The sequence below is a fragment of the uncultured Faecalibacterium sp. genome (genome assembly GCF_900066275.1).
In the GTDB taxonomy this organism is placed as follows: domain Bacteria; phylum Bacillota; class Clostridia; order Oscillospirales; family Ruminococcaceae; genus Faecalibacterium; species Faecalibacterium taiwanense.
The window spans coordinates 40,955-66,119 of the sequence record NZ_FMFG01000012.1; the positions used below are offsets into that span (position 1 = coordinate 40,955).

The following is a 25,165-nucleotide window of genomic DNA, read 5'->3' on the forward strand; positions in this document are numbered from 1 at the left end:
GGGGGAGCTGGCAAAACCGTCAGGTTTTGCCTGAGAGGGTTCCGCCAATCGCGGCTATCCGTTTGGGCCTCTGTGTGAAAATGAGTTTGTCGCGGCCCGCAGGCCGCGACAAACTCAAAAATATAAAATTCATTCCGCTGATAATGGCAGAGCGACGCGGAGCCATTTTTCAATCGCCCCTTCGTTCTGCAAGCTAAAATTTCCAAAATATGCAATTTATTCTTGCAAAAGTATTGTTTTTGCCATGTAAATATTGTATAATGGCGGCGTCAATGCAGGTTTTACCTGTCAAAAAGTGTCCTTTAGTGAAAGCAAAGCTTTCCAACACGATCAAGAAAGAGGTATTTTATCATGAATGAAGCCGTTACCAAGCGCTTTCTGCTGTATTTCCGCCTGATGCTGCTGGTGTGGATCCTGATCGCCAATGCCATCATCCATGTGACCGGCCTGGAGTACAGCTGGCTGATCTTTCTGAGCAATATCATGATGTTCACGCTGGAAGGCGATGTGAAGGATCGCTTCGTCACCGTTGAGCTGGGTGGTCTTGTGGGTCTGATCCTCACTGTGATCGCTCTGCTTTCCATCACGGCCCTGACCCCGGTGCTGGGCGGCTTCTTCGGCTTCCTCATCCCGCTGGCCGTGGTGCTGTTCATCCTCATCATCCTGCACCCCTACGCACCCAAGGTGCTGAACAACGTGGGCTTTGCCTACCTGACTGTGGCCTGCATCGACACCACCGCTCTGGCCACCCACCTGCCCCAGTTCTTCATCACCTTCATCGTGGGTTCGATCCTCTTCAACGGCGTGTGCGTGCTGCTGATGAAGCCCGCCAAGGCTCTAGCCGTCAAGAGCGTCCAGAAGGAAAACGTGTAACTCTCTTTACGGAGTATATAACATAAGCGAAGGCCCCGTTCCGATCGGAACAGGGCCTTCCCGTTTATGTGTTGTTATTTGCCGAAAATTGCACACTGTCGATTTTTGTGCTATACTGGTCGCGCTGCCCTTCCCATTCTGGCATCAGAAGGGGGTGAGGACCGATGAACTCAATTTTAGGCAACTTTCTCGTGGCTGTCGCAGCGCAGGTAACGGCAAACTATCTGTGCAAGTGGCTTGATAGTCACCGCAAGGGCAAGTAAGCACAAGAACCCCCTTGGAGCGGCAACTCCGAGGGGGTTCACTTTTGTGTGAGACCGATGTAATACTCAATCTCTATCAACTTTCTCTACCCTTATTATATGCATCCTTGCAAAAAAGTCAAGGCGGCGGTATTTTTTTCAGTTTGCGGCATCCATACGGATCCTTACATTCGTTGTTGCCATGCAAAAAAAGCGCCGCTCTCCCCTGCCGGGAAAGCGGCGCTTTGTGTTTTGCAGTGTCTGCTTACAGGCTGCGGTTGCGGATCTCGGCAGTCACCTTTGCGATGAACGCATCCAGCTCCATCGTGGTGGTCTCGCCCTTGCGGTCACGCACCGAGATGTTGCCTGCCTCGGCTTCCTTGGCACCCAGAACCAGCATATAGGGCACACGGTCCACCTGCTGTGCCTCGCGGATCTTGTAGCCGATCTTCTGGTTGTCGTCGTCCAGCACAACACGGACACCGGCTTCCACCAGCTTTTCGGTCACGCCCTCGGCGTAGTCCAGCGTCTTTTCGGAGACGGGCAGCACCTTGACCTGCGTGGGAGCCAGCCAGGTGGGGAACTTGCCCTTGGTCTCTTCGATCAGGTAAGCCATGAAGCGGTCCAGAGAGCCCAGGATGGCGCGGTGCAGCACCACGGGGGTCTTTTCGGTGCCGTCCTTGTCCACGTAGGTCAGGTGGAACTTTGCGGGCAGGCAGAAGTCCAGCTGGCAGGTGGACAGGGTGTACTCGGCACCCACGGCGGGCTTGACGTTCACGTCCAGCTTGGGACCGTAGAAGGCAGCCTCGCCGATCTCCTCGGTGAAGTGGATGCCCAGCTCGGTCAGCACTTCGCGCAGGGCCTGCTCTGCATGGTTCCACATGGCATCATCGTCGTGGTACTTCTTCTTATCGGCAGGATCACGCAGGCTCAGCACGCAGCGGTAATCGGTAATGTTGAAGTCCTTGTACACCTCAAAGATCAGGTCGCACACGTTTGCGACCTCGCTCTTGATCTGCTCCGGGGTGCAGAACAGGTGAGCATCGTTCTGGCAGAAGTGACGGCCGCGCTCGATGCCCTTCAGGGTGCCGGAGGACTCGTAACGGAAATCGTGGGCGATCTCACCGATGCGCATGGGCAGGTCACGGTAAGAATGGGGACGATTTGCGTAGATCATCATGTGGTGGGGGCAGTTCATCGGGCGCAGAACATAGCTCTCGCCCTCCATCTCCATGGCGGGGAACATGTTCTCACGGTAGTGATCCCAGTGACCGGAGGTCTTATACAGGTTCACAGTGCCGATGCAGGGAGTCATAACGTGCAGGTAGCCGCGTGCACGCTCCTTCTCCTTGATATAGTTCTCCAGCTCCTGCCAGACGGTGTAGCCTGCGGGCAGGAACATGGGCAGGCCGCGGCCAACCAGATCGTCGGTCATGAACAGGCCCATTTCCTTGCCGATCTTGCGGTGATCGCGCTCACGGGCCTCCTGCTGCTCCTTCTCCCAAGCATCCAGCTCTTCCTGATTGCGGAAGGCCACGCCATTGATGCGGGTGAGCATCTTGTTTTCCTTGTCGTTCTTCCAGTATGCGCCGGACTGCTGGGTGATCTTGAAGGCCTTCAGCGCCTTGGTGTAGGTCAGGTGGGGTCCGATGCACATATCCACGTACTCGCCCTGCTGGAAGAAGCTGAACTCGGTCTCATCGGCCAAATCAGCCATGTGCTCGATCTTGTAGTTCTCCTTGCGCTCTTCCATCAGCTTCACGGCTTCGGCGCGGGGCAGGATGAAGGGCTTGATGGGCAAATTCTCCTTGACGATCTTGCGCATCTCTTTTTCGATGTTTGCCAGATCCTCGTCGCTGAGCTTCTGGTCGCCCAGATCGACATCGTAGTAGAAGCCGTTCTCGGTAGCGGGGCCGAAGGCGAAATCAGCCTGCGGATACAGGCGCTTGATGGCCTGCGCCATGATGTGGGCTGCGGTGTGGCGGATAACGTGCAGTTCCTGATCCTGCGGGCACTCGTCCACATGGCCGTCCTTATAGATGATCTTCATAATGTTTGCTCCTTTGACAGATAAAGTAAAACAAAAAAGCGCTTCATCCCGCACACTTACTCACGGGATGAAGCGCCTGAAAAAATCAGAAACGTTCCACGGTTCCACCCGAATTGCGTGCTTTTCTGCGCGCCACTCGCTGTGCTGTAACGGGCGCACCCGGCAGAGGTTCTCCTCTGCGCTCTGCGGTGGTAGAGCTCCGGCACATGGCAGGCTGCTTGCAGCACCCTTGCGGGGCAGCCCTCTCTGGGTCATGGAGAAACGGGAACTCAGTTTGTCCGCATCATCGCTTTTACAGGATGAAACTACGCTGATTGTAGCACGTCCCGCCGAAAAAATCAAGAGACGCAGCCATGAAATTTTTTCTTCATTTTTCTTCCTTCGGCTGCAGGAATTCCGAAAAAAGCTTGCTGGTGCGGAATCCCTGACTGGAATACAGGCTGTGATAGCCGGAGAACATATAGCTCAGGCCGCAGGCCAGAGCCATCAGCTCAAACCCGGCCCCGCTGAACAGCTCAGCCGCCAGTACAATGGAAGCCACCAGCGTATTGGTCGCCCCGCAGAACACGCACACCAGACCCACTGCAGCAGAAAAGCCCGCCGGGAGCCCCAGCAGCGGCCCCACCACGCAGCCAAACGTTGCCCCGATGTAAAAGCTCGGCACCACTTCGCCGCCCTTGAAGCCCACGCTCAGGGTCAGCACCGTAAGCACCATTTTGCACACAAAGTCCCACGGCAGAGCCTGCTCCAGCTCAACGGCATCCATAATGACATCCATGCCGGCACCGTTATAGCGGCCCACCCCCATCAGGTAGGACAGCGCCACCACAGCCGCACCGCCTGCAGCAGCCCGCACCCACGGATTCGGCAGCAGTTTGGGGATCTCATGCTCAAAAAAGTGCAGCATCTGGCAGAAAATCACCGCCACCACCGCGCAGCACATGGCCAGCACGGCGGTGCGCACCACCGTCCGGGCATCCAGCGGCGGCGCTTCCATCACAAAACGTGTGGGCGCAACGCCGGCCTTCAGCGAGATGCTGTATGCAATGAGCGCCGCCAGAAAGCCCGGCACGAAGGCCACGGTCAGCATCAGACCCACATCCACCACCATCATCGCAAACAGGGTCGCGGTCAGCGGTGTACCGAACAGCGCCGAAAAAAATGCCGCCATGCCGCACACGGTAGCCGTGCGGCAGTCATGATTGTTGAAGTGCAGCACCCGGCCGATATTCCAGCCGATGCTGCCGCCCATCTGCAGCGCTGCGCCCTCGCGGCCGGCCGAGCCGCCGCACAGATGGGTGAGCACAGTGCCCAGAAAGATGGCCGGGACCAGCCACGGCGTCACCGAGCTGCCGTCCTGCACGGCCCGCAGCACATCGTTGGTGCCCTTGCCGACACAGCCCGTCACCTTATACAGAGCCGTGATGGCGATGCCCGCCGCAGGCAGGAGCCATAGCAGCCAGACCTGCTCCGTGCGCTGCTCGGTCACCCATTCCACTGCCAGATGGAACAGCGTTCCGATGCCGCCGCACAGCACGCCGGTGCACACAGCCAGAAGCGTCCACCGGAACAGCGCCAGCAGCGAGACCCGGATCGCTTCCTTATAATGCAGGAACCATTCCTTTATTTTCCACATGTTTCTTCCCCGCACCTCTCTTATTTTCGATCTGATTTTGTCTATATGCGCCAAAACATAACATGTTTTTCTATCAATGTCAACCAAAGAACGGCAAAGGATATTATACAACTTTTACATACCCGGTAAAACAAATGCCAAAAGCCCCGCTTCTTTGTGCGCAGAAGCGGGGCTTTTGAGTCGGATCAGAAAAAAGGAAAAAGGAGAACAACGGGCATTTGTCGGGGCGAGGCCCCTCCATCTGCTTTCGCAGACCATTTGGCCGCTCGAAAGCTCCACTGAAGCTTTCGTTGCTGACGCAAACGCAAATATCACACTGCTGCACAGGGCCGGTGTCGTGCCGGTGCGCCTGCACCGCAGCGGGACAGCTGTTAGAATTTTGGAGCTTTACTCCACATCCTGCAGGGCGGCAAAGTCCTCTTCGCCGGTGCGGATCTTGACCACGCGGGTCACGTTGTACACAAAGATCTTGCCGTCGCCGATGTGTCCGGTGTACAGTGCCTTCTTGGCGGCCTCCACCACAGCATCCACGCTGATCTTGGAGACGATCACCTCCACCTTGATCTTGGGCAGCAGGGTGGTATCCACAGGCACGCCGCGGTACTTTTCGGAAGTGCCCTTCTGGATGCCGCAGCCCATTACCTGCGTGACGGTCATGCCGGTAACGCCCAGATCGTTGAGGGCAGTCTTGAGCTGATCGAACTTGGAAAGCTTTGCAATGATGGACACCTTGTGCATGCCGGTGTCGTACACGCCATCGTGGATCACGGGCGAAGGCTCGCGCACCACAGGAACGGCAGCGCTGATCTGCTTGTCGGTGGCCTTGGTCACATCGTCCTCGCCGAGGTCGGTGTTCTCGTTGGGCACCATGGCAGCAGAGTTTGCATCGGAGATGGAGAAACCAGCGTAAGCGGATGCCAGACCATGCTCGTGGATATCCAGACCGTCGATCTCCACCTCTGCGGGAACGCGCAGGCCGATGAACTTATCGATGAGCTTGAAGATGACGAACATCACCACCACAACATAGATGTCAACGGTAACGAGGCCCAGCAGCTGGGTGCCCAGCTGTGCCAGACCGCCGCCGTAGAAGAGACCTGCGTGCTCGGTGTTGGCACCGGTGGAGAACAGGCCCACCGCAATGGTGCCCCACACGCCGTTTGCAAAGTGGACGGAAACTGCACCAACAGGGTCATCCACCTTGGCGATGTTATCGAAAAACTCAACGCTCAGAACAACGAGCAAGCCGGCCACAAAGCCGATGAAGAATGCGCCGAAGGGAGAAACGGTATCGCAGCCTGCAGTGATCGCCACCAGACCGGCCAGAGAACCGTTCAGGGTCATGGAGACATCGGGCTTTCCGTAGCGCAGCCAGGTGAAGATCATGGTCACACAGGTGGCAACGGCTGCAGCAAGGTTGGTATTGAAGCAGACCAGACCGGTCATGGTCATGGCCTCGTCGGTGGCAAGGCTCAGAGAAGAACCGCCGTTGAAGCCGAACCAGCAGAACCACAGGATGAACACGCCCAGAGCACCGGCGGTCAGGTTGTGGCCGGGAATGGCGTGAGGCTTGCCGTTCTTGTCGTACTTGCCGATGCGGGGACCCAGCATCCATGCGCCCAGCAGAGCGATGACGCCGCCCACGTTGTGGACTGCTGCGGAGCCTGCAAAGTCATGGAAGCCCATGCTCTGCAGCCAGCCGCCGCCCCACATCCAGTGGCCGCAGATGGGGTAGACCACCAGCGAGATCGCAGCAGAATAAACGCAGTAAGCCTTGAAGTTGGTGCGCTCGGCCATGGAGCCGGAAACGATGGTGGCAGCCGTTGCGCAGAACACGGTCTGGAACACGATGTAGACCCACAGCGGGATATCCAGACCCAGATGGCTGTAATCGCCCTGAATGAACGGGTCGAAGCCGCCGATCAGTGCGCCGGTGCCGCCGAACATCAGGCCAAAGCCGATGATCCAGTAGCACGGGGTGCCGATGCAGAAGTCCATCATATTCTTCATCAGAATATTACCGGTGTTCTTGGCACGGGTGAAACCGGCTTCGCACAAGGCGAAGCCCGCCTGCATGAAGTAGACAAGGAACGCTGCAACCAGCGTCCAACAGGTGTTGATGGAGCTGAACATAACTTTTCATACCTCCCACGAATGTGATGCCGCAAGGCCACCAGAACCTTTTGGCGTGTGCGGTGTTCCCCGTGCCGATCGCACGCAGGAACGCTTCATTTGCACTCAGGAGACCCTCTATCTTCCCCCGAGCGGCAATATCCCCGAAAACACAAAAGGCGCTGGCGGAATCAATTCCGTCAGCGCCTTTGCTTTCGATGGCAAGAGTATAGTCCCTTTGTGCAAAAGTGTCAAGGGCTCATGTCAAGGTTTTACGTTTTTCACAACGCAAAGAAAGTTATCACGGCAAAAGTTTGGCAAAACTCTGTTTTCAGCTGCGCACTAGTCATTCTTTTCCGTTTCTGTGTCGTTTTCTGCTTTTTTGCGGCCGGAGCGGTGTCCGCCCTGCATTTCCCAGTGCAGCATCAGGCTCATCATGGCGCGCAGCGCAAAGGTGGCAGCCAGCGGCACCACCGACTCCAGATTCTGCAAAAGGAAGGTCTTTGCGATCTCCGCCGACATCAGGAATTCCAGCGCCGTGGTCAGGCCGCTGCTCATCTCGTGGTGGAAATCATGGTGGTCATGGAAGAAGGTCGCCCGCACATAGTGGTAGGTGGCCTTGATAAGACTGGTGACGATGATAAACAGACCGATCACTTCGGCAAGGCCCGCGATCATGGGCACTGCGGTCTCCAGAAAGCCTTCCAGTCCATGGGTAATGCCTGCGTTCAGATGATAAAGCCAGCCCATAGCAGCATCCTCTTACAGCAGCGTCTTGACGTATGCTGCCAGCTCCTCGTCCTTGCAGGAAGCAAAGAACAGCTCGCTGAACTTTGCACCGGCCACAGCGCCCTTCAGCAGGTCCTGATCGATGCTCTTCAGGCACTCGATCAGCGGCTTGAAGGTAGCGGCACGCACACCGTCCAGAATTTTCTTGTTGCGCTGCTCAGGCTCCACGCGCTCCTTGGGGTAGCCCTGACCGTGGCCGAAGCCGAACAGTTTCTCGAAGCAGTACTCAAGGTTCAGCTCACCGCCCCAGCCGAAGCCCTTGGCAAACGGCATGGCAACGGCGTTGCCGTCGTTCACGTGGGCAAAGGTGTAGGCATCCACAGGGTCCTCCACATGTCCGCAGATCACGCCGGGGAAGCTGTTCAGGGCCAGCATGGCACCCTCGCCGGTGCCGCAGCCGGTGATGACGTAATCGGCTGCGCCGCTGTTCAGCAGGATGGCAGCCAGAATGCCGCACTGCACATAGGTCAGCTGGGCAGCATCGTCGGCAGCGTACATGCCGTAGTTGACCACCTCGTGGCCCATGGGCTCCACCACCTTTTTCAGGGCAGCTTCAATGATGCCATTCTTGGCGGCCTGACTGTTCTCGTTGATGAGTGCAATCTTCATAGTAGTTTCTTCTCCTTTTATGATCTTCTCCTGCAGATGCAGGTGTTATACAAAGTCCTCGCGCATGGGGGTAAAGAAGTCCAGCATCACGCCGCCTTCCAGACACACACAGCCGTGCATCACGCCGTCCTGCTTGAGCAGGGTGTCGCCGGGGCCCACCTCGCGGGTCTCGTCGCCGATGGTAAAGCGGTAGCGGCCGGAGACGATGTAGGTGACCTGCGTGTGCGGGTGGCAGTGCATGGCACCCACACCGCCGGTCTCAAAGGTATTTTCCACGCACATGGCATCCTTGCTGTAGGCCAGAATGCGGCGCTTTACGCCCTTGCCGCACACCTCCGGCTCGATTTCGGCATGGGGCACCCATACTACGTCTTTATGCTGTTTTTCCATTATAACACAACATCCTTTCCCATACAAACACAAAAAGCGGCAGCCAGCAGGCAAAGCCTGCCCGGCTGCCGCCGTGCTCAGTCCTTTGGGATATCCTCAGCCATTACTGGGGCTGCTTGCCGATGTAAGCCAGAATGCCGCCATCGACGTACAGGATCAGGCCATTGACAAAGTCAGAAGCCTCGGATGCCAGGAAGACAGCAGGTCCGCCCAGATCCTCTGCCTCGCCCCAGCGGCCTGCGGGGGTCTTGGCAACGATGAACTGGTCGAAGGGATGACGGCTGCCGTCGGGCTGGATCTCGCGCAGAGGTGCGGTCTGCGGGGTAGCGATGTAGCCGGGTCCAATGCCGTTGCACTGGATGTTGTATGCGCCGTACTCAGAAGCGATGTTCTTGGTGAGCATCTTCAGGCCGCCCTTGGCTGCAGCGTAGGCGGAGACGGTCTCACGGCCCAGCTCGCTCATCATGGAGCAGATGTTGATGATCTTGCCGCCGCCCTGTGCGATCATGTCGGGGATGATGGCCTTTGCCACGATGAAGGGAGCATTCAGGTCAACATCGATGACCTGACGGAACTGAGCAGCGCTCATTTCGGTCATGGGGATGCGCTTGATGATACCGGCGTTGTTGACCAGAATGTTGATGTGGCCAACTTCCTCGGTGATCTTTGCCACCATGGCGTTGACGGCATCCTCATCGGTCACGTCGCAGACGTAGCCGTGAGCCTTGATGCCTGCTTCTGTGTAAGCAGCGATGCCCTTATCCACCAGCTCCTGCTTGATGTCGTTGAACACGATGGTAGCGCCATTGGCTGCCATTGCCTTTGCAATCGCCATGCCGATGCCATAAGATGCGCCGGTGATCAGCGCGACCTTGCCGGTCAGATCAAAAGATTTGGGAGTGCACTGTGCCATAATAGAGTCCTCCAATCAAATTGTTCCTTTGCGGGGAAACCCCGTTCTTGCCTTGCAGGATGCCCAAAGCTGAACTCTCGGTTTTAGCATCCTTCTTGTATACAGGGTAACATTCTTTTTGGGCTCTGTCAAGGCATTTTCTTCTGCATTTTTGCTGTATTTTTAATTTTCCGGGAAATTTTTTCGTGAAAAGTCGTGCAAAGCTGCAAAAAACCGGTTTTTTCTTGTATACACGGTTTCAGCCATTAGCGGTGCGCACAATTTCGGCAGAAAAATTTGGGCTTGTTGACAAGAGCCATCTTAAGCCATCCAGAATATCATCCCAGCTTCTTTTTCTGCTGCCGTGCCACAATGGGCATCAGCAGGGAGGCAGGCAGCAGCTTCTGCGCCGTGGTGCATGCCCGCATAAAGGCTGAGGGCACGATGATGGTCCTGCGGTGCATCATGCCGTGCATGGCTTCCTGTACGCAGAACTCCGGCGTAATGCCCTTGAGGGCAAACACCACCCCCGCCCGGTCGTTGAACTCGGTATCCACCGGCCCCGGGCAGAGCGCACACACGTAGACCGGGCTGTGCAGCTCCTGCAGCTCCCGGGCAACGCCCCGGGTCAGGCTGACCACATAGGCCTTGCTGGCATAGTAGCCCGCCATATAAGGCCCGCCGGGCAGCAGCCCCGCCGAGGACGCCACGTTCAGGATGGTGCCGCCGCCTGCCGCGTGCATCCTGCGCACCGCAAAGCGGAACAGCCGCGCCATGGCTTCCACATTCACCCGGATCATTTCCTCTTCCCGGGCGTCGTCGGTCTCCAGATAGCTGCCGCACACGCCAAAGCCCGCGTTGTTGATAAAGATATCAATGGTCTCCCCCTCCAGCTCCTTGAAAAGGCGCTGGCAGTCCTCTTCCTTTGCAAGATCGGCAGGCAGGATGCGGCAGGGCGTGCCCAGTTTTGCGGCCAGCGCTTCCAGCCGGTCGGTGCGGCGGGCGGTCAGGATGAGCCGGCAGCCCAGCTTTGCATAGCGGCGTGCAAACTCCTGCCCGATGCCGGAGCTTGCGCCAGTGATCCAGATGGTCTTTTGCATGGTGATTTTCCTTTTTCCTCTCGCCCCCAGAGCGGGGGCTTTTTGTACTTATTGCCCCTATTTTAACACAGTTTGACCGCATTTTCTATGCAATTTTCGTAAACTATAAAAAGAGTGTCCGGAACACCTGCGGCATCCCGGACACTCTCATAGATTTTATTTCAACAGGTTGTCGTTGTCGAAGTAATCGATCCGCATGGACTTGCGCACCTCGGCCAGCGTGGCGGCGGCAGTCTTTTCGGCATAAGCGCTGCCCTCCTTCAGGATCTCCACCACCTCGGGCAGGCGCTGTTCCCACTCCTTGCGGCGGGTGCGGATGGGCTCCAGTTCGGCCTGCATGACGCTGTTCAGGAACTTTTTCACCTTCACATCGCCCAGACCGCCGCGCTGGTAGTGCGCCTTCACCTCGTCGAGGTTCTGGTATTCCGGCCAGAACTCGGCAAAGTGCTCCGGGCGGCAGAAGGCGTCCAGATAGATGAACACCGGGTTGCCCTCCACCTTGCCGGGGTCCTGCACCCGCAGGTGATTGGGGTCGGTGTACATGGACATGACCTTCTTTTTGATGTCCTCCGGTTCCTCGGACAGGTAGATGCAGTTGCCGAGGCTCTTGCTCATCTTGGCCTTGCCGTCGGTGCCGGGCAGGCGCAGGCAGGCGGCGTTCTGGGGCAGCACGATCTCCGGCTCAGTCAGGGTATCGCCGTAAACAGCGTTGAATTTGCGCACGATCTCGCAGCACTGCTCGATCATGGGCTTCTGGTCCTCACCGGCAGGCACGGTGGTGGCGTGGAAGGCGGTGATGTCCGCAGCCTGACTGATGGGGTAGCAGAAGAAGCCCACCGGGATGCTGGTCTCAAAGTTGCGCATATGGATCTCGCTCTTGACGGTGGGGTTGCGCTGCAGGCGGCTCACGGTGACGAGGTTCATATAGTAGAAGCTCAGCTCAGTCAATTCCGGCACCATGGACTGGATGAAAATATGGGTCTTGGCGGGGTCGATGCCGCAGGCCAGATAATCCAGCGCCACCTGCAGGATGTTCTGGCGCACCTTTTCCGGGTTGTCGGCGTTATCGGTCAGGGCCTGTGCATCGGCGATCATAACGTAAATCTCATCGTACTCGCCGGAGTTCTGCAGGCGCACCCGCTCCTTCAGGGAACCGACATAGTGGCCCACATGCAGGCGGCCGGTGGGGCGGTCGCCGGTCAGAATGATCTTTTTCATGATGTTCTCCTTTTTCAAAGGGCAAACTCCCCCAGTCACGGCTTACGCCGTTCCAGCCCCCTCTGAGATGGGGCCTTTGGCGGTGCGGCAAAGTTTCCGGTTTTGCCAAAGCCTCCCTCAATGAGAAAGACTTCCCCCGGCCGGGGGAAGATGTCACGCAAGTGACAAAAAGGGGAGCAGTGGCATTGCCGCAGGCAATGACGGAAGGCGTTTCCTCTTGTTTCGCTTATTATTTTAAGTATATCCCGCCTCGCATTTTCTGTCAACAAAAGCGGCCGGAGAAAAAGAAAAAAGCGATGGAAAACTTCCATCGCTTTGCTGGCGCCTCTTGCCTGACTCGAACAGGCGACACCCTGATTAACAGTCAGGTGCTCTAACCGACTGAGCTAAAGAGGCATCTATATAAAACGGCACATGACCGTTTTACTACTATAAAATGGTGACCCGTACCGGAATCGAACCGATGTTAAAGGCGTGAGAGGCCTCTGTCTTAACCGCTTGACCAACGGGCCATACGTCCATTTTGCATCGGGTGTTCGCTCCCGACTTGGCTATTTTAGCATAGCACGCCTGCTTTGTCAACACAAAAATTCAATTTTTTCAAAAAATCTTCCGCACCCGGGCTGCGCCGGTGTGGAACAGGCCCAGCGCCAGCCCCAGATATACGCTGATCACCGTATCGTTCTGGTCAAATTCCATCTGCTGGCGCTGCGGCAGGCCGGCCAGTGTACCCTTGTATACGCACCGCAGCTCTTCCAGCCGGGTGTAGTCGTTCGGGTGCATCAGGGTGCTGTGCTTGGGCAGCTCCATGGCACCGCTCTTTTCCAGCACCTCGCTGACGAACTGGGAGCAGAAATAGTGCCGGCGGCGCTTCCAACGGATATGCATCCCGCAGAGCGCAAGACCGATAACGTTGAACTGGTAAAGGCTGCCGTGGGCCATCATGTGCTCGGCACGGCGGCGGGCACGGGTGTAGGCTTCATCGCTCACATCCAGCGCATACAGTGCGCAGGGCACGTTCTCCCGCAGACGGAACACACCCCGGTTCAGGTATTCCCTGCTGGGCCCTGCCGGGAACATGGTATAGCCGTTTTTGCGGGTAGAGCTGTACAGGCAGCTCAGGTCTTCGTCAAAAGCCAGCGAAGCGTGGGTATAATTTGCACCGGTAACAGCGTAAACAAGGTTTGAAAGCAGGGTACCCGACCGGGTGAGCAGGATGTAGATGGTCTTCATGATCTTTTTCCTTTTTATATGTAGCACACAGAAAAAGCGGGGCTGTCCTTTTGTCAGATACAGTATACCACAGGCAAAGCTTCTTTGTCATAAAAATCGTCAAAATCTCGTAAATTTTGCACAAATCGGGCTGTGGATCCTGTTCCGTTCTTCCCTGCCGCGCCGTTTTGCGGGAAGGGCCGTTTTTGTGCTCGGTTTTTCATGCATCCCAGCTCGTCAAAATTTTATCAAAAAATTGTTTTTCTGCCTTTCCACCTTATTTTTTCAGGTTTCGCCCCCTGCTTTTGTTTCCTGAAATTGTTTCAGGCAGTTAAATTTCTTAATGAAATTTGTTTCTTTTCTGCAAATAGCACGATTCGTTTATTGATTTCGGGATACTTTTATGTATAATGGTATACAGGAGAATTTGCATTTACAAACTGCAAGCCTTCTGCGCAGCGCCCGGCCCGCCGGGAAATGCTGTGCCCTATACAGGACGTATGGATCAAACGAAAGTAGAGGTATAGCGAATATGGCAAAGTTGGATCTTACCAAGTATGGCATTACCGGCACGACTGAGATCGTGTACAACCCCTCCTACGAGCAGCTGTTCGAGGAAGAGACCAAGCCCGGTCTGGAAGGCTACGAAAAGGGCCAGGTCAGCGAGCTGGGTGCTGTGAACGTTATGACCGGCATCTACACCGGCCGTTCTCCCAAGGACAAGTTCATCGTTATGGACGAGAACTCCAAGGACACCGTGTGGTGGACTTCCGACGAGTACAAGAACGACAACCACCCCGCTTCTCAGGAAGCATGGGCTGCTGTGAAGGCTATTGCTCAGAAGGAGCTGTCCAACAAGCGCCTGTACGTGGTGGATGCATTCTGCGGTGCCAACAAGGATACCCGCATGGCCATCCGCTTTGTCATGGAAGTTGCATGGCAGGCACACTTCGTCACCAACATGTTCATCAAGCCCACCGCTGAGGAGCTGGAGAACTTTGAGCCCGATTTCGTTGTCTACAACGCATCTAAGGCCAAGGTTGAGAACTACAAGGAGCTGGGCCTGAACTCTGAGACTGCTGTTGTGTTCAACATCACCAGCAAGGAGCAGGTCATCGTGAACACCTGGTACGGCGGCGAGATGAAGAAGGGCATGTTCTCCATGATGAACTACTTCCTGCCGCTGAAGGGCATGGCTTCCATGCACTGCTCTGCCAACACCGACCTGAACGGCGAGAACACCGCCATCTTCTTCGGTCTGTCCGGCACCGGCAAGACCACCCTGTCCACCGATCCCAAGCGTCTGCTGATCGGCGATGACGAGCACGGCTGGGACGACAACGGCGTGTTCAACTTCGAGGGCGGCTGCTACGCAAAGGTCATCAACCTGGATAAGGACTCCGAGCCCGATATCTACAACGCCATCAAGCGCAACGCTCTGCTGGAGAACGTCACTCTGGATGCTGAGGGCCACATCGATTTCGCTGATAAGAGCGTTACCGAGAACACCCGTGTGTCCTACCCCATCAACCACATCAAGAACATCGTCCGCCCCATTTCTTCTGCACCCGCTGCAAAGAACGTCATCTTCCTGTCTGCTGACGCATTCGGCGTTCTGCCCCCGGTCTCCATCCTGAGCCCCGAGCAGACCCAGTACTACTTCCTGTCCGGCTTCACTGCAAAGCTGGCAGGCACCGAGCGCGGCATCACCGAGCCCACCCCCACCTTCTCTGCATGCTTCGGCCAGGCCTTCCTGGAGCTGCACCCCACCAAGTATGCTGAGGAGCTGGTCAAGAAGATGCAGAAGAGCGGCGCCAAGGCTTATCTGGTCAACACCGGCTGGAACGGCACCGGCAAGCGCATCTCCATCAAGGATACCCGCGGCATCATCGACGCCATCCTGAACGGCGACATCAACAATGTGCCCACCAAGAAGATCCCCTACTTCGACTTCGAGGTTCCCACCGTGCTGAACGGCGTGGACACCGGCATTCTGGATCCTCGCGACACCTATGCTGACGCTTCCCAGTGGGAAGAGAAGGCCAAGGATCTGGCAAGCCGCTTCATCAAGAACTTCAAGAAGTACGAGGGCAACGAGCACGGCAAGGCTCTGGTCTCTGCCGGCCCCCAGCTGTAAGCTGATCTCCGCCTGATACTGAAGCGATAAAAGGACGTGTTCCCGCAAGGGAGCACGTCCTTTTTGTTTTGCAGACTGGCAGGTAAACGCTCCGTCGGTTGTGTTTTCCACATTTCTGTGTTATCCTGTGGAAAAGGATGTGAGCAGAATGGATGCAAAAGAATTTGGTGCATTCCTTGCACAAGTGCGCCGGGAGCGGAACATGACGCAGGCCGAACTGGCTCAGCAGCTTCACGTTACGGATAAAGCCGTCAGCCGCTGGGAACGCGGCATCGGGCTGCCAGACATCAACACGCTGGAGCCGCTGGCCGATGTGCTGGGCCTGACCCTCGCTGACCTGATGCACTGTCATGACTCCCGTCAAAAAGATGCCACTCCTCCCGTTCCTCTGGAAGATTTTTTCACCATGCTGCGCCGCCAGCACACTGTAGACTGGCGTTCTGTGCGTACTGCTCTTCTTGCATTAAGCATTGCACTTGCCCTGTGGGGAATTTTTGCCTGTCCAGGCAGATTAGCTGTGCACTGGCGGACTCTCAGCGATGGTTCGCTTCAGGCCGACGGCTGGATGTCCTCCCTGGTCATTTTTCCATTGTTTGCCGGATTTGAATTTCTATCTCTTGAGCTCTGGAACAATTTTGAGCAAACCGGTTACTACCGGCGCTGGGGTGAGGTGAATCTTTTTATCATTCACGCCATGTCTTTCGGCACGCCGCTTACCCGTCTGATGCGGCTCGTGCTGGATCTTCTGTTCTTTTTCTGTTTTGGATTTCTGCTTCCATGCTGCGAAGCATGGCTGATTCTTTTGAATTAAATGCCGTTTTCCTCTCCGTCCCCACCCGTGAAAAAGCAAAAGAGCAAAGCCCCCCGGCTTTGCTCTTTTGCATAAGGATCAATCATTTTCCGCTGCTATGCCCAGAGCACAGCGGAGGGCATTTTAAATCGTTTTTACTTGGCAGCGTCGAACTCTGCCTCGATCTCTGCCGAGGGTGCCGGGGTGACAAGGCTCACCACAACACAGACCACCAGAGAGATCAGGAAGGCAGGCAGCAGCTCGTAGATGCCAAACACGCCGCCCAGCGGGCTGACGATGTACTTCCATACAAAGACCATCAGGCCGCCGGAGAGCATACCGGCCAGAGCGCCCTGCCAGTTGCAGCGCTTCCAGAACAGGGAGCACAGCACCACTGCGCCAAAGGAGCCGCCAAAGCCGGCCCATGCAAAGCTGACGATGCCGAACACGCTGGAGTTGGGGTCGCGGGCCAGCACCACGCCCACCACGCTGATGCAGATGATGGTCAGGCGGGCAGCGAACAGGCTCTGCTTCTCGGTCAGCTTCATGTGGCCGAACTCCTGCAGGATGTTCTGGGATACGCTGGAGGCCGCTGCCAGCATCTGACTGTCGGCGGTGGACATGGTAGCGGCAAGGATGCCGGCAAGGATCAGACCTGCCAGAATGGCTGCCAGCACGCCGTGCTGGGCGATCAGGCTGGCCACGCGCACGATCAGGGTCTCGCTGGAAGAGCCGCTCAGGAACTCCAGCGCGCCCGCCTTGGTCATGCCCAGACCCACCATGCCGATGACGATGGAAGCGGTCATGGCAATGACCACCCACACGCTTGCAATGCGGCGGCTGAGCACCAGCTTCTTTTCGTCCTCAATGGCCATGAAGCGCAGCAGGATGTGGGGCATGCCGAAGTAGCCCAGACCCCATGCCAGCGTGGACGCGATGTCCAGCAGGCTGTAGGAGGTGGCGGTGTTGTCTGCCGCATTGTGGCTTGCAGCCATGGTCAGGTAGCCGGGCAGGCTGCGGGCGTTGTCCAGAACCACGTCCCAGCCGCCTGCCACGTTGACGCCATACACCAGCACCGCGATCAGCGCCATACTCATGACAACGGACTGGATCAGGTCGGTGGTAGACACAGCGCGGAAGCCGCCCATGATGGTGTAGCCCACAATGACCACAGCGGACAGGATCATAGCCGCCATGTAATCCACGCCAAACAGGCTGTTGAACAGCTTGCCGCAGGCGGCAAAGCCGGAAGCGGTGTACGGGATGAAGAACACGATGATGATGACCGCGCCCAGCGCGTTGAGCAGGTTGCGCTGGTCATGGAACCGCAGGGAAAGGAACTGCGGCACCGTGATGGCATCCAGATTGGCCGAGTAGCGGCGCAGGCGGCGGGCCACGATGAGCCAGTTGAGCCATGTGCCCACAGCAAGGCCGATGGCCGTCCAGCCCGGCGACGCAATGCCGGTGAGATATGCAAGGCCCGGCATACCCATCAGCAGCCAGCTGGACATATCGCTGGCTTCAGCGCTCATAGCCGTGACCAGCGGGCCCATCGTGCGGCCGCCGAGGTAGAAATCGCTGCTGTCCTCGTTGGATTTGCTGTAGACAAAGCCAACCAGCAGCATTCCCACCAGATAGATCACAATGGTGGCAATGATGCAGATATTGATCATTTGATTACCCCTCTCTTTCTTCCCCTCAACGGGAACATATCTTAAATATTACCACAAAAACCTGCATTCCTGCAAGCTTTTCGGGCAATTCAAGAGCACAAACTTCTGTTTTTCCGGGTTTTGAACAGAAAAAGCAGCATTTCTGGTGCAAAATCCATCAGAAACACTGCCGTCGTAAATTGATATCCGCAGCCCGGCGTAAAGCCGTATCCGTATTGAACCAAAAAAGCACCCCCTGCCATGGCCTTGTAAGGGTCAGCAGCGGGTGCTCTTTTTGGTTTATGTCCGTACAAAGAAATCCGGGAACCGTTCCAATATCTTCTGGAAATTCTCGCGGTACATGCCAAGGTGATGCTCAAACAGGGCTTCTACGTCCACGTCCAGCGGCAGGCCGTCCCGCAGATAGCCAAAGATCTGCTCGTGCTCTTTCTGCACCGAGGCAATATTTCCCCGGCAAAGGGCCGAGTCCAGATACCGCACACGGTCCATATGGGAAGTAACGTTGTGCATGGCCTCCCAGATGCGGTCGTAGCCGGAATCGTGGTACAAAAGCCTGTGGAAGTCGTTATCCAGCGAGATGAAGAAGTCATCTGCTGCATCCTGATCCAGATAAAGGTCTTCGTTCTGCCGGTTCAGCAGTTCCTGAAATTCGTTCAACTGTTCCCTTGTCAGCTTTCCGGCCAGCCCGCGCAGCAGCGCCGGTTCCAGAATGCGGCGCATGGCAAAGCCTTCGTTCAGGTATGGAACGCTGATCTTGGACACAATGCTGCCGCGCTGCGGCAGAACATCCACAAGCCATTCGCTTTTCAGCATCATCAGCGCTTCGTGTACCGGTGTGCGGCTCATGGCCAGCTGTTCGCACAGTTCGGCCTCGCTCAGCTGACAGCCCGGCTGCAGCTGCAAGGTCATAATATTTTTGCGCAGCATACGGTAGGCGTAAGCCCGGTTATTTTCGTCCATTCTGCGCACGTCCAGCAGCAGCGGCAATGCGCTGGCCTTTTCTTCTCTCATAGCAGTTCCCTTTTTTGCTTGCCGTAATTTTACCGCAGGGCGCACCGCCCCGCAGACATCTGAAATCATTCTTATTATAAAGCATCCCGCGGCACATGTCAAAAAGAAAAAGCACCAAGCATTGCTGCTTCGTGCTTTTTTGTGGTGCGCCTCGCACACTCCTATCCGAACGGTGCGCCGCTGGTGGCCATCACCGGCCAAGTGGGGTGCACGGCCGGATATGACCATTCCCCTTTTCCTGTTTCATCTCTCCCTCAAAGCCGCCTTGCCTTGCAGGGTAACAAAAAAAGACGCTTTGCGATCTCTCGCGAAGCGTCTTTGCCTTTTGATGCTTAAAGTATCGCGTTTTCTGTTATTTCTTTCAATCCGAAAATTGCAACAACTTTTGCCTCCGTATTTTCTTGTTTTGTAAAGTTATACAAAGTCCTTTCTTGATTTTTGTCAAAATTAAAAGTCACGCGTCCCGATCCATATTCTGTACTTTTTTATTTGTTCTTTGTCATTTTTATTTTTGAATAAGTATTATTTCTGCCACTATTCTGCAATAAACTTTCCAAAATCAAGTCCAGAACACGATACTGTCACGCCCAGTTCATCCGGCCGTAGCGGGTGGTCAGCTGGCAGATCTCTTTTTGAAGCTTCTTTGTCAGCTGAGTCTTTTTCAGCCGCCAGCGCCAGTTCTGGCCCACGGTGGAGGGTTTGTTGATGCGGGCAGAGTTGTCCAGCCCCAGCCAGTCCTGCATGGGAACGATGCAGGTCGCCGCTGCGCTGCGCAGGATCAGTGCGATCATGCTTTTATAGAGCCGCTCCTCCGGGGTGGCGTAGTCGTACAGATAGTCCCGCACCATGGCGCGCTCGGCATCGGTGACAGTCTGATACCACGATACCAGCGTCTCGTTGTCGTGGGTGCTGGTATAGGCCACGCTGTTCACCGGGTAGTTGTGGGGCAGATAGTCGCTGGCACTGCCGGTGTCGCGGGAGTCAAAGGCAAATTCCAGCACCTTCATGCCGGGGAAACCGCTGTCCCGCACCAGCTGACGGACCGTCGCGCTCATATAACCAAGGTCCTCCGCAATGATCTCCCGCTTGCCCAATGCCTGCTCCACGGCACGGAACAGCTCGATGCCGGGGCCTTTCTCCCAGTGGCCCTCTGCCGCAGTCTCGCTGCCGTAGGGGATGGAGAAATACTCATCGAACCCGCGGAAGTGGTCGATGCGTACCACGTCGTACAGCTCGAAGCAGTACCACAGGCGGGTGATCCACCACTGATAGCCGGTTTCGCGGTGGGCTTCCCAGCGGTAGAGCGGATTGCCCCAGAGCTGACCGGTGGGCGAAAATCCATCCGGAGGAACGCCCGCCACCGCCGTGGGCAGATTTTCTTGATCCAGCTGGAACAGCCCCGGGTTTGCCCATGCATCCGCCGAATCCAGCGCCACATAGATGGGGATATCGCCGATGATCCGGATGCCTTTGCTGTTGGCGTAGGCCTTCAGTTTGCGCCACTGCTCATCGAACTTGAACTGGAAATCGACGCTCTGAACGATGCTTACGAAGAAACGCTGAAGGCCCTGTTCACCGCGCCGGATCGCCCCACCGCCATGCTGGTCAGCGACGACATCCTTGCCGTGGTGCTGGAACAGTTCTGCGGCAAGCTGGGGCTGCGCGTCCCGAAAGACCTTTCCATCGTGTCCTTCAATAACTCGCTGTTCTCCCGCATCACCAGCCCGCAGCTGACCACCGTGGACGTGAACCCCTACCAGCTGGGCATGGAAGCGGCCAGCCAGACCATCAACCATATCGAAAACCCGAATCTTCTGGCAACCAAGATCATTGTGCCGCATAAGCTCATCCAACGGGAGAGCTGCTGCCCGCCGCCGGAGATCTGATGTGCAAAAAACGAGGCCGTTCCCTTTCTTTTCCAGAGAGGCAGAACGGCCTCGTTTTGCTTATTTTTTCCGGTACTCCCGGGGTGTCATGCCGAAGTGCGCCTTGAACGCCCGGTTAAAATAGGAGAGGTTCTCAAACCCGCACCGGGAAGCGATGGTCAGAACCGTCTCATCCGTGGCCTGCAGCGCTTCGGCGGCGGCGTTGAGCCGGTACTCGTTCAGAAAGGCCACAAAGCTCTGCCCGGTCATCTGCCGGAACCACCGCATGAAGTGGCTGGCACTGAAGGAGCAGACCCCGGCGGCATCGGCGACCCGGAGTTCCTCGGTATAATGGGTCGAGAGCCATTGCAGGAGCGTTTTCAGCCGCTGGGTGTCGGCTGTCTCGGCGGCAAGCCGCTGCCGGCCCTGTGCAAGGAGCAGGGCAAGAAACCGCAGCAATGCCCCCTTGACCTGCAGCTCGTAGCCGGGGAGCTTGGCACGGTTGGCGTCTTCCACCTCCCGCAGGCAGGCGGCGGCCTGCAGATAGCACAAATCGTTCGGGGTCAGCCGCGCAGGCAGCGACAAGCGCCCGCTTTGCAGCGGAAGCAGATATTTCTCGGCACAAAGGTCCTCTGCGCCGCCCAGAAGCTCCAGCTCAAAAATGATATTTTCGTATTCCATGCACTGCCCCTCGGCCTGCCGCAGGGCATGGAGGGTGCCGGGCGTAAAAATAAAGATGTCCCCCATGCGGGCCGGGCAGCTCTCAGCGCCCACCTGCACCAGTCCTGTGCCCCGCTTGACAAAGACCAGCTCCATGCTCTCCTGCCAGTGGAGCGCCACCTGCGGAAAGTCCCCCGGAATGGTGCAGGGATACAGATTGAAGGGAAACCGCACGGCACCATGCTGCTTGGTCTCCTGCAAAGATGCCTGATTTTGCATTGTTTCACCTCCTGATGATAGGATTGTACCACAGTCTGCGCTTTTTAGGCAAGATTTTGATTGTTTTATGTGGTATATCTGGAAGTACAGATGTCAAACCTGTTTTCCGCAAGGTGTATTTGAAAACAAAGAAAATGACGAATATTTCGCAAGCACAAACGGGATCCAAGGCTGTTTCACGCAAGATCCGGCTGTGCTTGTAGAAATAGACTAAATTTTCGACTTTTCAGATACACCCTAACAAAGGAGGATGCATTTATGAGCTTTACCGAAACGTTACAGGGTCTCACGGGCAAGCCGCTGGCAGACTGCACGAATCAGGAGCTGTATCTCGCGCTGCTGGAACTCGTCCGGCAGAAGAGCGCCGACCGTGTGCAGCCGGTCACCGGCCGCAAGCTGTACTACATCAGCGCCGAATTTCTCATCGGCAAGCTGCTGTCCAACAACCTCATCAATCTGGGACTGTACGATGAAGCCCGCGATGCACTGGCTGCCGTCGGCAAGAGCCTTTCCGATATCGAAGAGGTGGAGCCGGAACCTTCTCTGGGCAACGGCGGTCTGGGCCGTCTGGCTGCCTGCTTCCTCGACTCTCTGGCAACGCTGAACCTGCCCGGCGACGGCGTGGGCCTGCGGTATCACTTCGGCCTGTTCCACCAGTCCTTTGAGAACGGCGTGCAGAACGAAAAGCCCGACCCGTGGCTTACCGCCCACAGCTGGGCAGAAAAGACCAACATCACCTACCCGGTGGAGCTGGCGGGCAAGGAGTACACTGCCCGGCTGTACAAGCTGGCGGTCACCGGCTACGAGGGCCGCACCAACACCCTGAACCTGTTTGACCTTGACACCATCGATGAGAGCATCGTCCACGACGGCATTGCCTTCGATAAAACTGCCATCGACAAGAACCTGACCCTCTTCCTCTACCCGGACGATTCCGATGAGGCAGGCCGCCGCCTGCGGGTGTACCAGCAGTACCTGATGGTCTCTGCCGGTGCCCAGCTCATTCTGGCTGAGTGTGCCGCCCGGGGCTGCGATTACCATGATCTGGCCGACTACGCCGCCATCCAGATCAACGACACCCACCCCAGCATGGTCATCCCGGAGCTGATCCGGCTGCTGGGCGAAAAGGGCATCGAATTTGAGGAAGCCGTAAAGATCGTCACAAAGACCTGCGCCTACACCAACCACACCATTCTGGCCGAAGCACTGGAAAAGTGGCCCCGCGCCTATCTGGATACCGTGGTGCCCCAGCTGATGCCCATTATCGAAAAGCTGGACGCACTGGCCCGCACCCGCACCAAGGACGAGAGCCTTGCCATCATCGACAAGGACGACCGGGTGCACATGGCCCACATGGACATCCACTTCACCCACTCCACCAACGGCGTGGCGGCGCTGCACACCGAGATTTTGAAAAAATCCGAGCTGCACGGCTTCTACGAGCTGTACCCGGAAAAGTTCAACAATAAGACCAACGGCATCACCTTCCGCCGCTGGCTGCTGGAATGCGACCCCCGCCTGACCGCCGCGCTGGAACAGCACATCGGCTCCGGCTTCCGTAAGGATGCCGCCGAGCTGGAAAAGCTGCTGGCTTTTGCTGACGACGAAGCTGTGCTGGAGCAGCTGACCGCTGTGAAAAAGGCCAACAAGGAAGCACTGGCAGACTGGCTGCTGCGCACCCAGAAGGTGAGCGTGAACACCGATGCTGTGTTCGATATCCAGTCCAAGCGCCTGCACGAGTACAAGCGCCAGCAGCTGAACCTGCTGTACCTCATCCATCAGTACTACGAGATCAAGGCCGGGCACCTGCCCGCTGCTCCGCTGGTGAGCATCTTCGGTGCCAAGGCGGCACCTGCCTACACCATTGCAAAGGACATCATCCATGCGCTGCTGACCCTGTCCAAGGTCATTGCCGCAGACCCGGAAGTGTCCAAGTGGCTGCAGGTGGTGTTCGTGGAGAACTACAACGTTACCGCCGCCGAAAAGCTGATCCCCGCCTGCGACCTGTCCGAGCAGATCAGCCTTGCCTCCAAGGAAGCTTCCGGCACCGGCAACATGAAGTTCATGCTGAACGGCGCGCTGACGCTGGGCACCATGGACGGTGCCAATGTGGAGATCAGCCAGCAGGTGGGCGAGGAGAACATCTATATCTTCGGCCAGACCTCCGATCAGGTCATCCACCGCTATGCCGTGGGCGACTACGACCCCGCCCAGTGGGTGGAGGGGGATGCCAACATCCGCCGCGCCATCAACTTCCTCACCGGCCCGGAGATGCTGGCCGCCGGTCACGCCGAAAACCTGACCCGCCTGCACAACGAGCTGATCCATAAAGACTGGTTCCAGACCCTGCCGGACTTCAACGCCTACGTTGTGCGCAAGGGGCAGGCCCTCAGTGATTACGCCTGCGACCCGAAAGGCTGGCGGCGCAAGTGTCTGGTGAACATTGCCAAAGCGGGCATGTTCTCCTCCGACCGCACCATTGCCGAGTACAACCGCGACATCTGGCATCTGGGCGAATAGTTTATTATCGCAATTTTATTGATCTTCTGCCGCAGGACGAGATCTATCTAACCATGGGCACCGCCTACGATTTGCGGCATCAAAGAAGATTTCCAAAATCTACTGTACGCAAAATTTCTATCGGCACAAACCCTATGCTGCCAGAATTTCTGCGCGACCCGCCTGGATGAGGTGGTTGCCGCCATCCGGAAGCACCCCTATCTGGAGCTGCTCTATAAGCCGGGCGCAGATGAACACAAATAAAAGACGGGGTGCTGTGCATTTGTGCAGCACCCCGTCTTTTACTTATTAAGAACTTGAGTGAAGAAAAACCACCAGCTAAGCTGGCGGAATAAAAACGGCTTTAGCCCTAGACAAAGAGAAACCTCTCTGTAGAATAGAGTGTGGGTTTGCCAACCACATTCTAGGAACAGAGAGGTTTATCTTTGAAATGAAAAATAACAAAGACGTAGATAGTTTAAGCCATACGACATGGAGATGTCAATACCATGTAGTGTTTGCACCGAAATATCGGAGAATGGTGATATATGGCCAAATCAAAAAAGATATTGGTCAGATACTTCGCAAACTATGCGAGCAAAAGGATATTGAAATAATTGAAGCAGAAGCCTGCCCGGACCATATCCATATGCTGATAAGTTTTTCGCCGAAGTACAGCATTTCTTACGTTATGGGATATCTCAAGGGAAAGAGCAGCCTCATGATTTTCGACAGACACGCGAATTTAAAGTACAAGTATGGAAATCGGCATTTCTGAGCCAGAGGATATTTTGTGGATGCAAAGGAAAGCAGGCTGTGCAAACCTTGCGCAGAAACGCCGTTGATTCGGGCAAATGTGCAAACGGTGTGCAGAAAGTGTGCAGTCGCTTTCCTACACAAAAAAGAACGTCAAATCTTACGATTTGACGTTCAATATCTGGTGCACCTCCAGGGACTCGAACCCTGGGCCCACTGATTAAGAGTCAGTTGCTCTACCAACTGAGCTAGAGGTGCATATTATCAGAATGCGGTTTCTTCATTCTGATAACTCAAGTCGGCGACTACCTATTTTCACGCGCCGTTTCCAGCGAACTATCTTCGGCACAAGTGAGCTTAACTTCTGTGTTC

19 protein-coding genes, 3 tRNA genes and 1 pseudogene are annotated in these 25,165 nt (G+C 56.3%); 6 read left to right on the forward strand and 17 right to left on the reverse strand.

From position 1 onward, the window contains the following. Positions 1-351: 351 nt before the first annotated feature. Positions 352-873, forward strand: coding sequence for a hypothetical protein (locus QZL71_RS06190; protein WP_120081319.1), 522 nt, complete (start codon positions 352-354; stop codon positions 871-873). Between the two features lie 507 nt (positions 874-1,380). Here QZL71_RS06190 and thrS read toward each other — a convergent pair. The 12 genes from thrS to QZL71_RS06250 form a co-directional block, all read right to left on the reverse strand. Then, on the reverse strand, positions 1,381-3,165 hold the full coding sequence (gene thrS, locus QZL71_RS06195; protein WP_005938348.1) for a threonine--tRNA ligase: 1,785 nt from the start codon (positions 3,163-3,165) through the stop codon (positions 1,381-1,383). Positions 3,166-3,532: 367 nt separating this feature from the next. Then, the gene (locus QZL71_RS06200; protein WP_294648295.1) at positions 3,533-4,801 is read right to left on the reverse strand and encodes a chloride channel protein; all 1,269 of its coding nucleotides are present in this window, start codon (positions 4,799-4,801) and stop codon (positions 3,533-3,535) included. A 387-nt stretch (positions 4,802-5,188) separates the two neighbouring features. Continuing rightward, positions 5,189-6,934 (reverse strand): ammonium transporter, encoded by a 1,746-nt coding sequence (locus QZL71_RS06205; RefSeq protein ID WP_294648296.1) that lies wholly within the window; start codon positions 6,932-6,934, stop codon positions 5,189-5,191. Positions 6,935-7,255: 321 nt separating this feature from the next. Continuing rightward, positions 7,256-7,663, reverse strand: coding sequence for a DUF1622 domain-containing protein (locus tag QZL71_RS06210; RefSeq protein ID WP_005938341.1), 408 nt, complete (start codon positions 7,661-7,663; stop codon positions 7,256-7,258). Between the two features lie 12 nt (positions 7,664-7,675). Continuing rightward, on the reverse strand, positions 7,676-8,311 hold the full coding sequence (locus tag QZL71_RS06215) for an RpiB/LacA/LacB family sugar-phosphate isomerase (RefSeq protein WP_097781014.1): 636 nt from the start codon (positions 8,309-8,311) through the stop codon (positions 7,676-7,678). Positions 8,312-8,356: 45 nt separating this feature from the next. Further along, a complete protein-coding gene (locus QZL71_RS06220; protein ID WP_294648297.1) occupies positions 8,357-8,701 on the reverse strand; it encodes a cupin domain-containing protein in 345 nt (114 codons plus the stop codon). Between the two features lie 103 nt (positions 8,702-8,804). Continuing rightward, a complete protein-coding gene (locus tag QZL71_RS06225; protein WP_005938335.1) occupies positions 8,805-9,614 on the reverse strand; it encodes a gluconate 5-dehydrogenase in 810 nt (269 codons plus the stop codon). 317 nt (positions 9,615-9,931) lie between these two features. Then, the gene (locus QZL71_RS06230) at positions 9,932-10,693 is read right to left on the reverse strand and encodes an SDR family NAD(P)-dependent oxidoreductase (protein WP_097774184.1); all 762 of its coding nucleotides are present in this window, start codon (positions 10,691-10,693) and stop codon (positions 9,932-9,934) included. 156 nt (positions 10,694-10,849) lie between these two features. Continuing rightward, on the reverse strand, positions 10,850-11,911 hold the full coding sequence (trpS, locus tag QZL71_RS06235; RefSeq protein WP_097781017.1) for a tryptophan--tRNA ligase: 1,062 nt from the start codon (positions 11,909-11,911) through the stop codon (positions 10,850-10,852). 319 nt (positions 11,912-12,230) lie between these two features. Then, positions 12,231-12,307: transfer RNA gene (locus QZL71_RS06240), tRNA-Asn, on the reverse strand. A 41-nt stretch (positions 12,308-12,348) separates the two neighbouring features. Next, positions 12,349-12,423 (reverse strand) — tRNA-Glu (locus QZL71_RS06245). An 88-nt stretch (positions 12,424-12,511) separates the two neighbouring features. Next, positions 12,512-13,144 (reverse strand): hypothetical protein, encoded by a 633-nt coding sequence (locus QZL71_RS06250; RefSeq protein WP_097781018.1) that lies wholly within the window; start codon positions 13,142-13,144, stop codon positions 12,512-12,514. A 511-nt stretch (positions 13,145-13,655) separates the two neighbouring features. Here QZL71_RS06250 and pckA point away from each other — a divergent pair. Continuing rightward, positions 13,656-15,260: a phosphoenolpyruvate carboxykinase (ATP) gene (gene pckA / locus QZL71_RS06255; protein WP_097774186.1), complete on the forward strand. Its 1,605-nt coding sequence runs from the start codon at positions 13,656-13,658 to the stop codon at positions 15,258-15,260. Positions 15,261-15,408: 148 nt separating this feature from the next. Beyond that, a complete protein-coding gene (locus tag QZL71_RS06260) occupies positions 15,409-16,071 on the forward strand; it encodes a helix-turn-helix domain-containing protein (RefSeq protein WP_294648298.1) in 663 nt (220 codons plus the stop codon). Positions 16,072-16,205: 134 nt separating this feature from the next. Here QZL71_RS06260 and QZL71_RS06265 read toward each other — a convergent pair whose 3' ends face one another. From QZL71_RS06265 to malQ, 3 genes are all read right to left on the reverse strand, one after another. Beyond that, positions 16,206-17,723 carry a sodium/proline symporter gene (locus QZL71_RS06265; protein ID WP_294648299.1) on the reverse strand — a complete coding sequence of 506 codons (1,518 nt, stop codon included), beginning with the start codon at positions 17,721-17,723 and terminating at the stop codon, positions 16,206-16,208. A 279-nt stretch (positions 17,724-18,002) separates the two neighbouring features. Further along, positions 18,003-18,734: a GntR family transcriptional regulator gene (locus tag QZL71_RS06270; RefSeq protein WP_165852626.1), complete on the reverse strand. Its 732-nt coding sequence runs from the start codon at positions 18,732-18,734 to the stop codon at positions 18,003-18,005. A gap of 581 nt (positions 18,735-19,315) precedes the next feature. Next, entirely contained in the window at positions 19,316-20,227 is a 912-nt protein-coding gene (gene malQ / locus QZL71_RS06275; RefSeq protein WP_363912635.1) for a 4-alpha-glucanotransferase, read from the reverse strand. On the opposite strand from malQ, the gene QZL71_RS06280 reads away from it, so the two are divergent. After that, positions 20,114-20,620 (forward strand): substrate-binding domain-containing protein, encoded by a 507-nt coding sequence (locus QZL71_RS06280; protein WP_363912638.1) that lies wholly within the window; start codon positions 20,114-20,116, stop codon positions 20,618-20,620. The genes malQ and QZL71_RS06280 overlap by 114 nt on opposite strands. A gap of 60 nt (positions 20,621-20,680) precedes the next feature. On the opposite strand, the gene QZL71_RS06285 is transcribed toward QZL71_RS06280, so the two are convergent. Continuing rightward, on the reverse strand, positions 20,681-21,538 hold the full coding sequence (locus QZL71_RS06285; RefSeq protein ID WP_294648300.1) for an AraC family transcriptional regulator: 858 nt from the start codon (positions 21,536-21,538) through the stop codon (positions 20,681-20,683). Between the two features lie 258 nt (positions 21,539-21,796). On the opposite strand from QZL71_RS06285, the gene QZL71_RS06290 reads away from it, so the two are divergent. Both QZL71_RS06290 and tnpA read left to right on the forward strand, forming a co-directional pair. After that, a complete protein-coding gene (locus QZL71_RS06290) occupies positions 21,797-24,058 on the forward strand; it encodes a glycogen/starch/alpha-glucan phosphorylase (protein WP_294648301.1) in 2,262 nt (753 codons plus the stop codon). Between the two features lie 430 nt (positions 24,059-24,488). After that, a pseudogene (gene tnpA / locus QZL71_RS06295) lies at positions 24,489-24,812 on the forward strand (IS200/IS605 family transposase); the annotation flags it as partial. 163 nt (positions 24,813-24,975) lie between these two features. Here tnpA and QZL71_RS06300 read toward each other — a convergent pair. Further along, positions 24,976-25,051 (reverse strand) — tRNA-Lys (locus tag QZL71_RS06300). Positions 25,052-25,165 lie beyond the last annotated feature (114 nt).

Coding starts and splice junctions, on each gene's coding strand:
- trpS (WP_097781017.1), bottom strand. CDS start 11,911: ATGAAAAAGATCATTCTGACCGGCGACCGCCCCACCGGCCGCCTGCAT.
- QZL71_RS06190 (WP_120081319.1), top strand. CDS start 352: ATGAATGAAGCCGTTACCAAGCGCTTTCTGCTGTATTTCCGCCTGATG.
- pckA (WP_097774186.1), top strand. CDS start 13,656: ATGGCAAAGTTGGATCTTACCAAGTATGGCATTACCGGCACGACTGAG.
- QZL71_RS06250 (WP_097781018.1), bottom strand. CDS start 13,144: ATGAAGACCATCTACATCCTGCTCACCCGGTCGGGTACCCTGCTTTCA.
- QZL71_RS06260 (WP_294648298.1), top strand. CDS start 15,409: ATGGATGCAAAAGAATTTGGTGCATTCCTTGCACAAGTGCGCCGGGAG.
- QZL71_RS06215 (WP_097781014.1), bottom strand. CDS start 8,311: ATGAAGATTGCACTCATCAACGAGAACAGTCAGGCCGCCAAGAATGGC.
- QZL71_RS06290 (WP_294648301.1), top strand. CDS start 21,797: ATGAGCTTTACCGAAACGTTACAGGGTCTCACGGGCAAGCCGCTGGCA.
- QZL71_RS06210 (WP_005938341.1), bottom strand. CDS start 7,663: ATGGGCTGGCTTTATCATCTGAACGCAGGCATTACCCATGGACTGGAA.
- QZL71_RS06285 (WP_294648300.1), bottom strand. CDS start 21,538: ATGCAAAATCAGGCATCTTTGCAGGAGACCAAGCAGCATGGTGCCGTG.
- thrS (WP_005938348.1), bottom strand. CDS start 3,165: ATGAAGATCATCTATAAGGACGGCCATGTGGACGAGTGCCCGCAGGAT.
- QZL71_RS06205 (WP_294648296.1), bottom strand. CDS start 6,934: ATGTTCAGCTCCATCAACACCTGTTGGACGCTGGTTGCAGCGTTCCTT.
- QZL71_RS06220 (WP_294648297.1), bottom strand. CDS start 8,701: ATGGAAAAACAGCATAAAGACGTAGTATGGGTGCCCCATGCCGAAATC.
- QZL71_RS06270 (WP_165852626.1), bottom strand. CDS start 18,734: ATGAGAGAAGAAAAGGCCAGCGCATTGCCGCTGCTGCTGGACGTGCGC.
- QZL71_RS06265 (WP_294648299.1), bottom strand. CDS start 17,723: ATGATCAATATCTGCATCATTGCCACCATTGTGATCTATCTGGTGGGA.
- QZL71_RS06230 (WP_097774184.1), bottom strand. CDS start 10,693: ATGCAAAAGACCATCTGGATCACTGGCGCAAGCTCCGGCATCGGGCAG.
- QZL71_RS06225 (WP_005938335.1), bottom strand. CDS start 9,614: ATGGCACAGTGCACTCCCAAATCTTTTGATCTGACCGGCAAGGTCGCG.
- QZL71_RS06200 (WP_294648295.1), bottom strand. CDS start 4,801: ATGTGGAAAATAAAGGAATGGTTCCTGCATTATAAGGAAGCGATCCGG.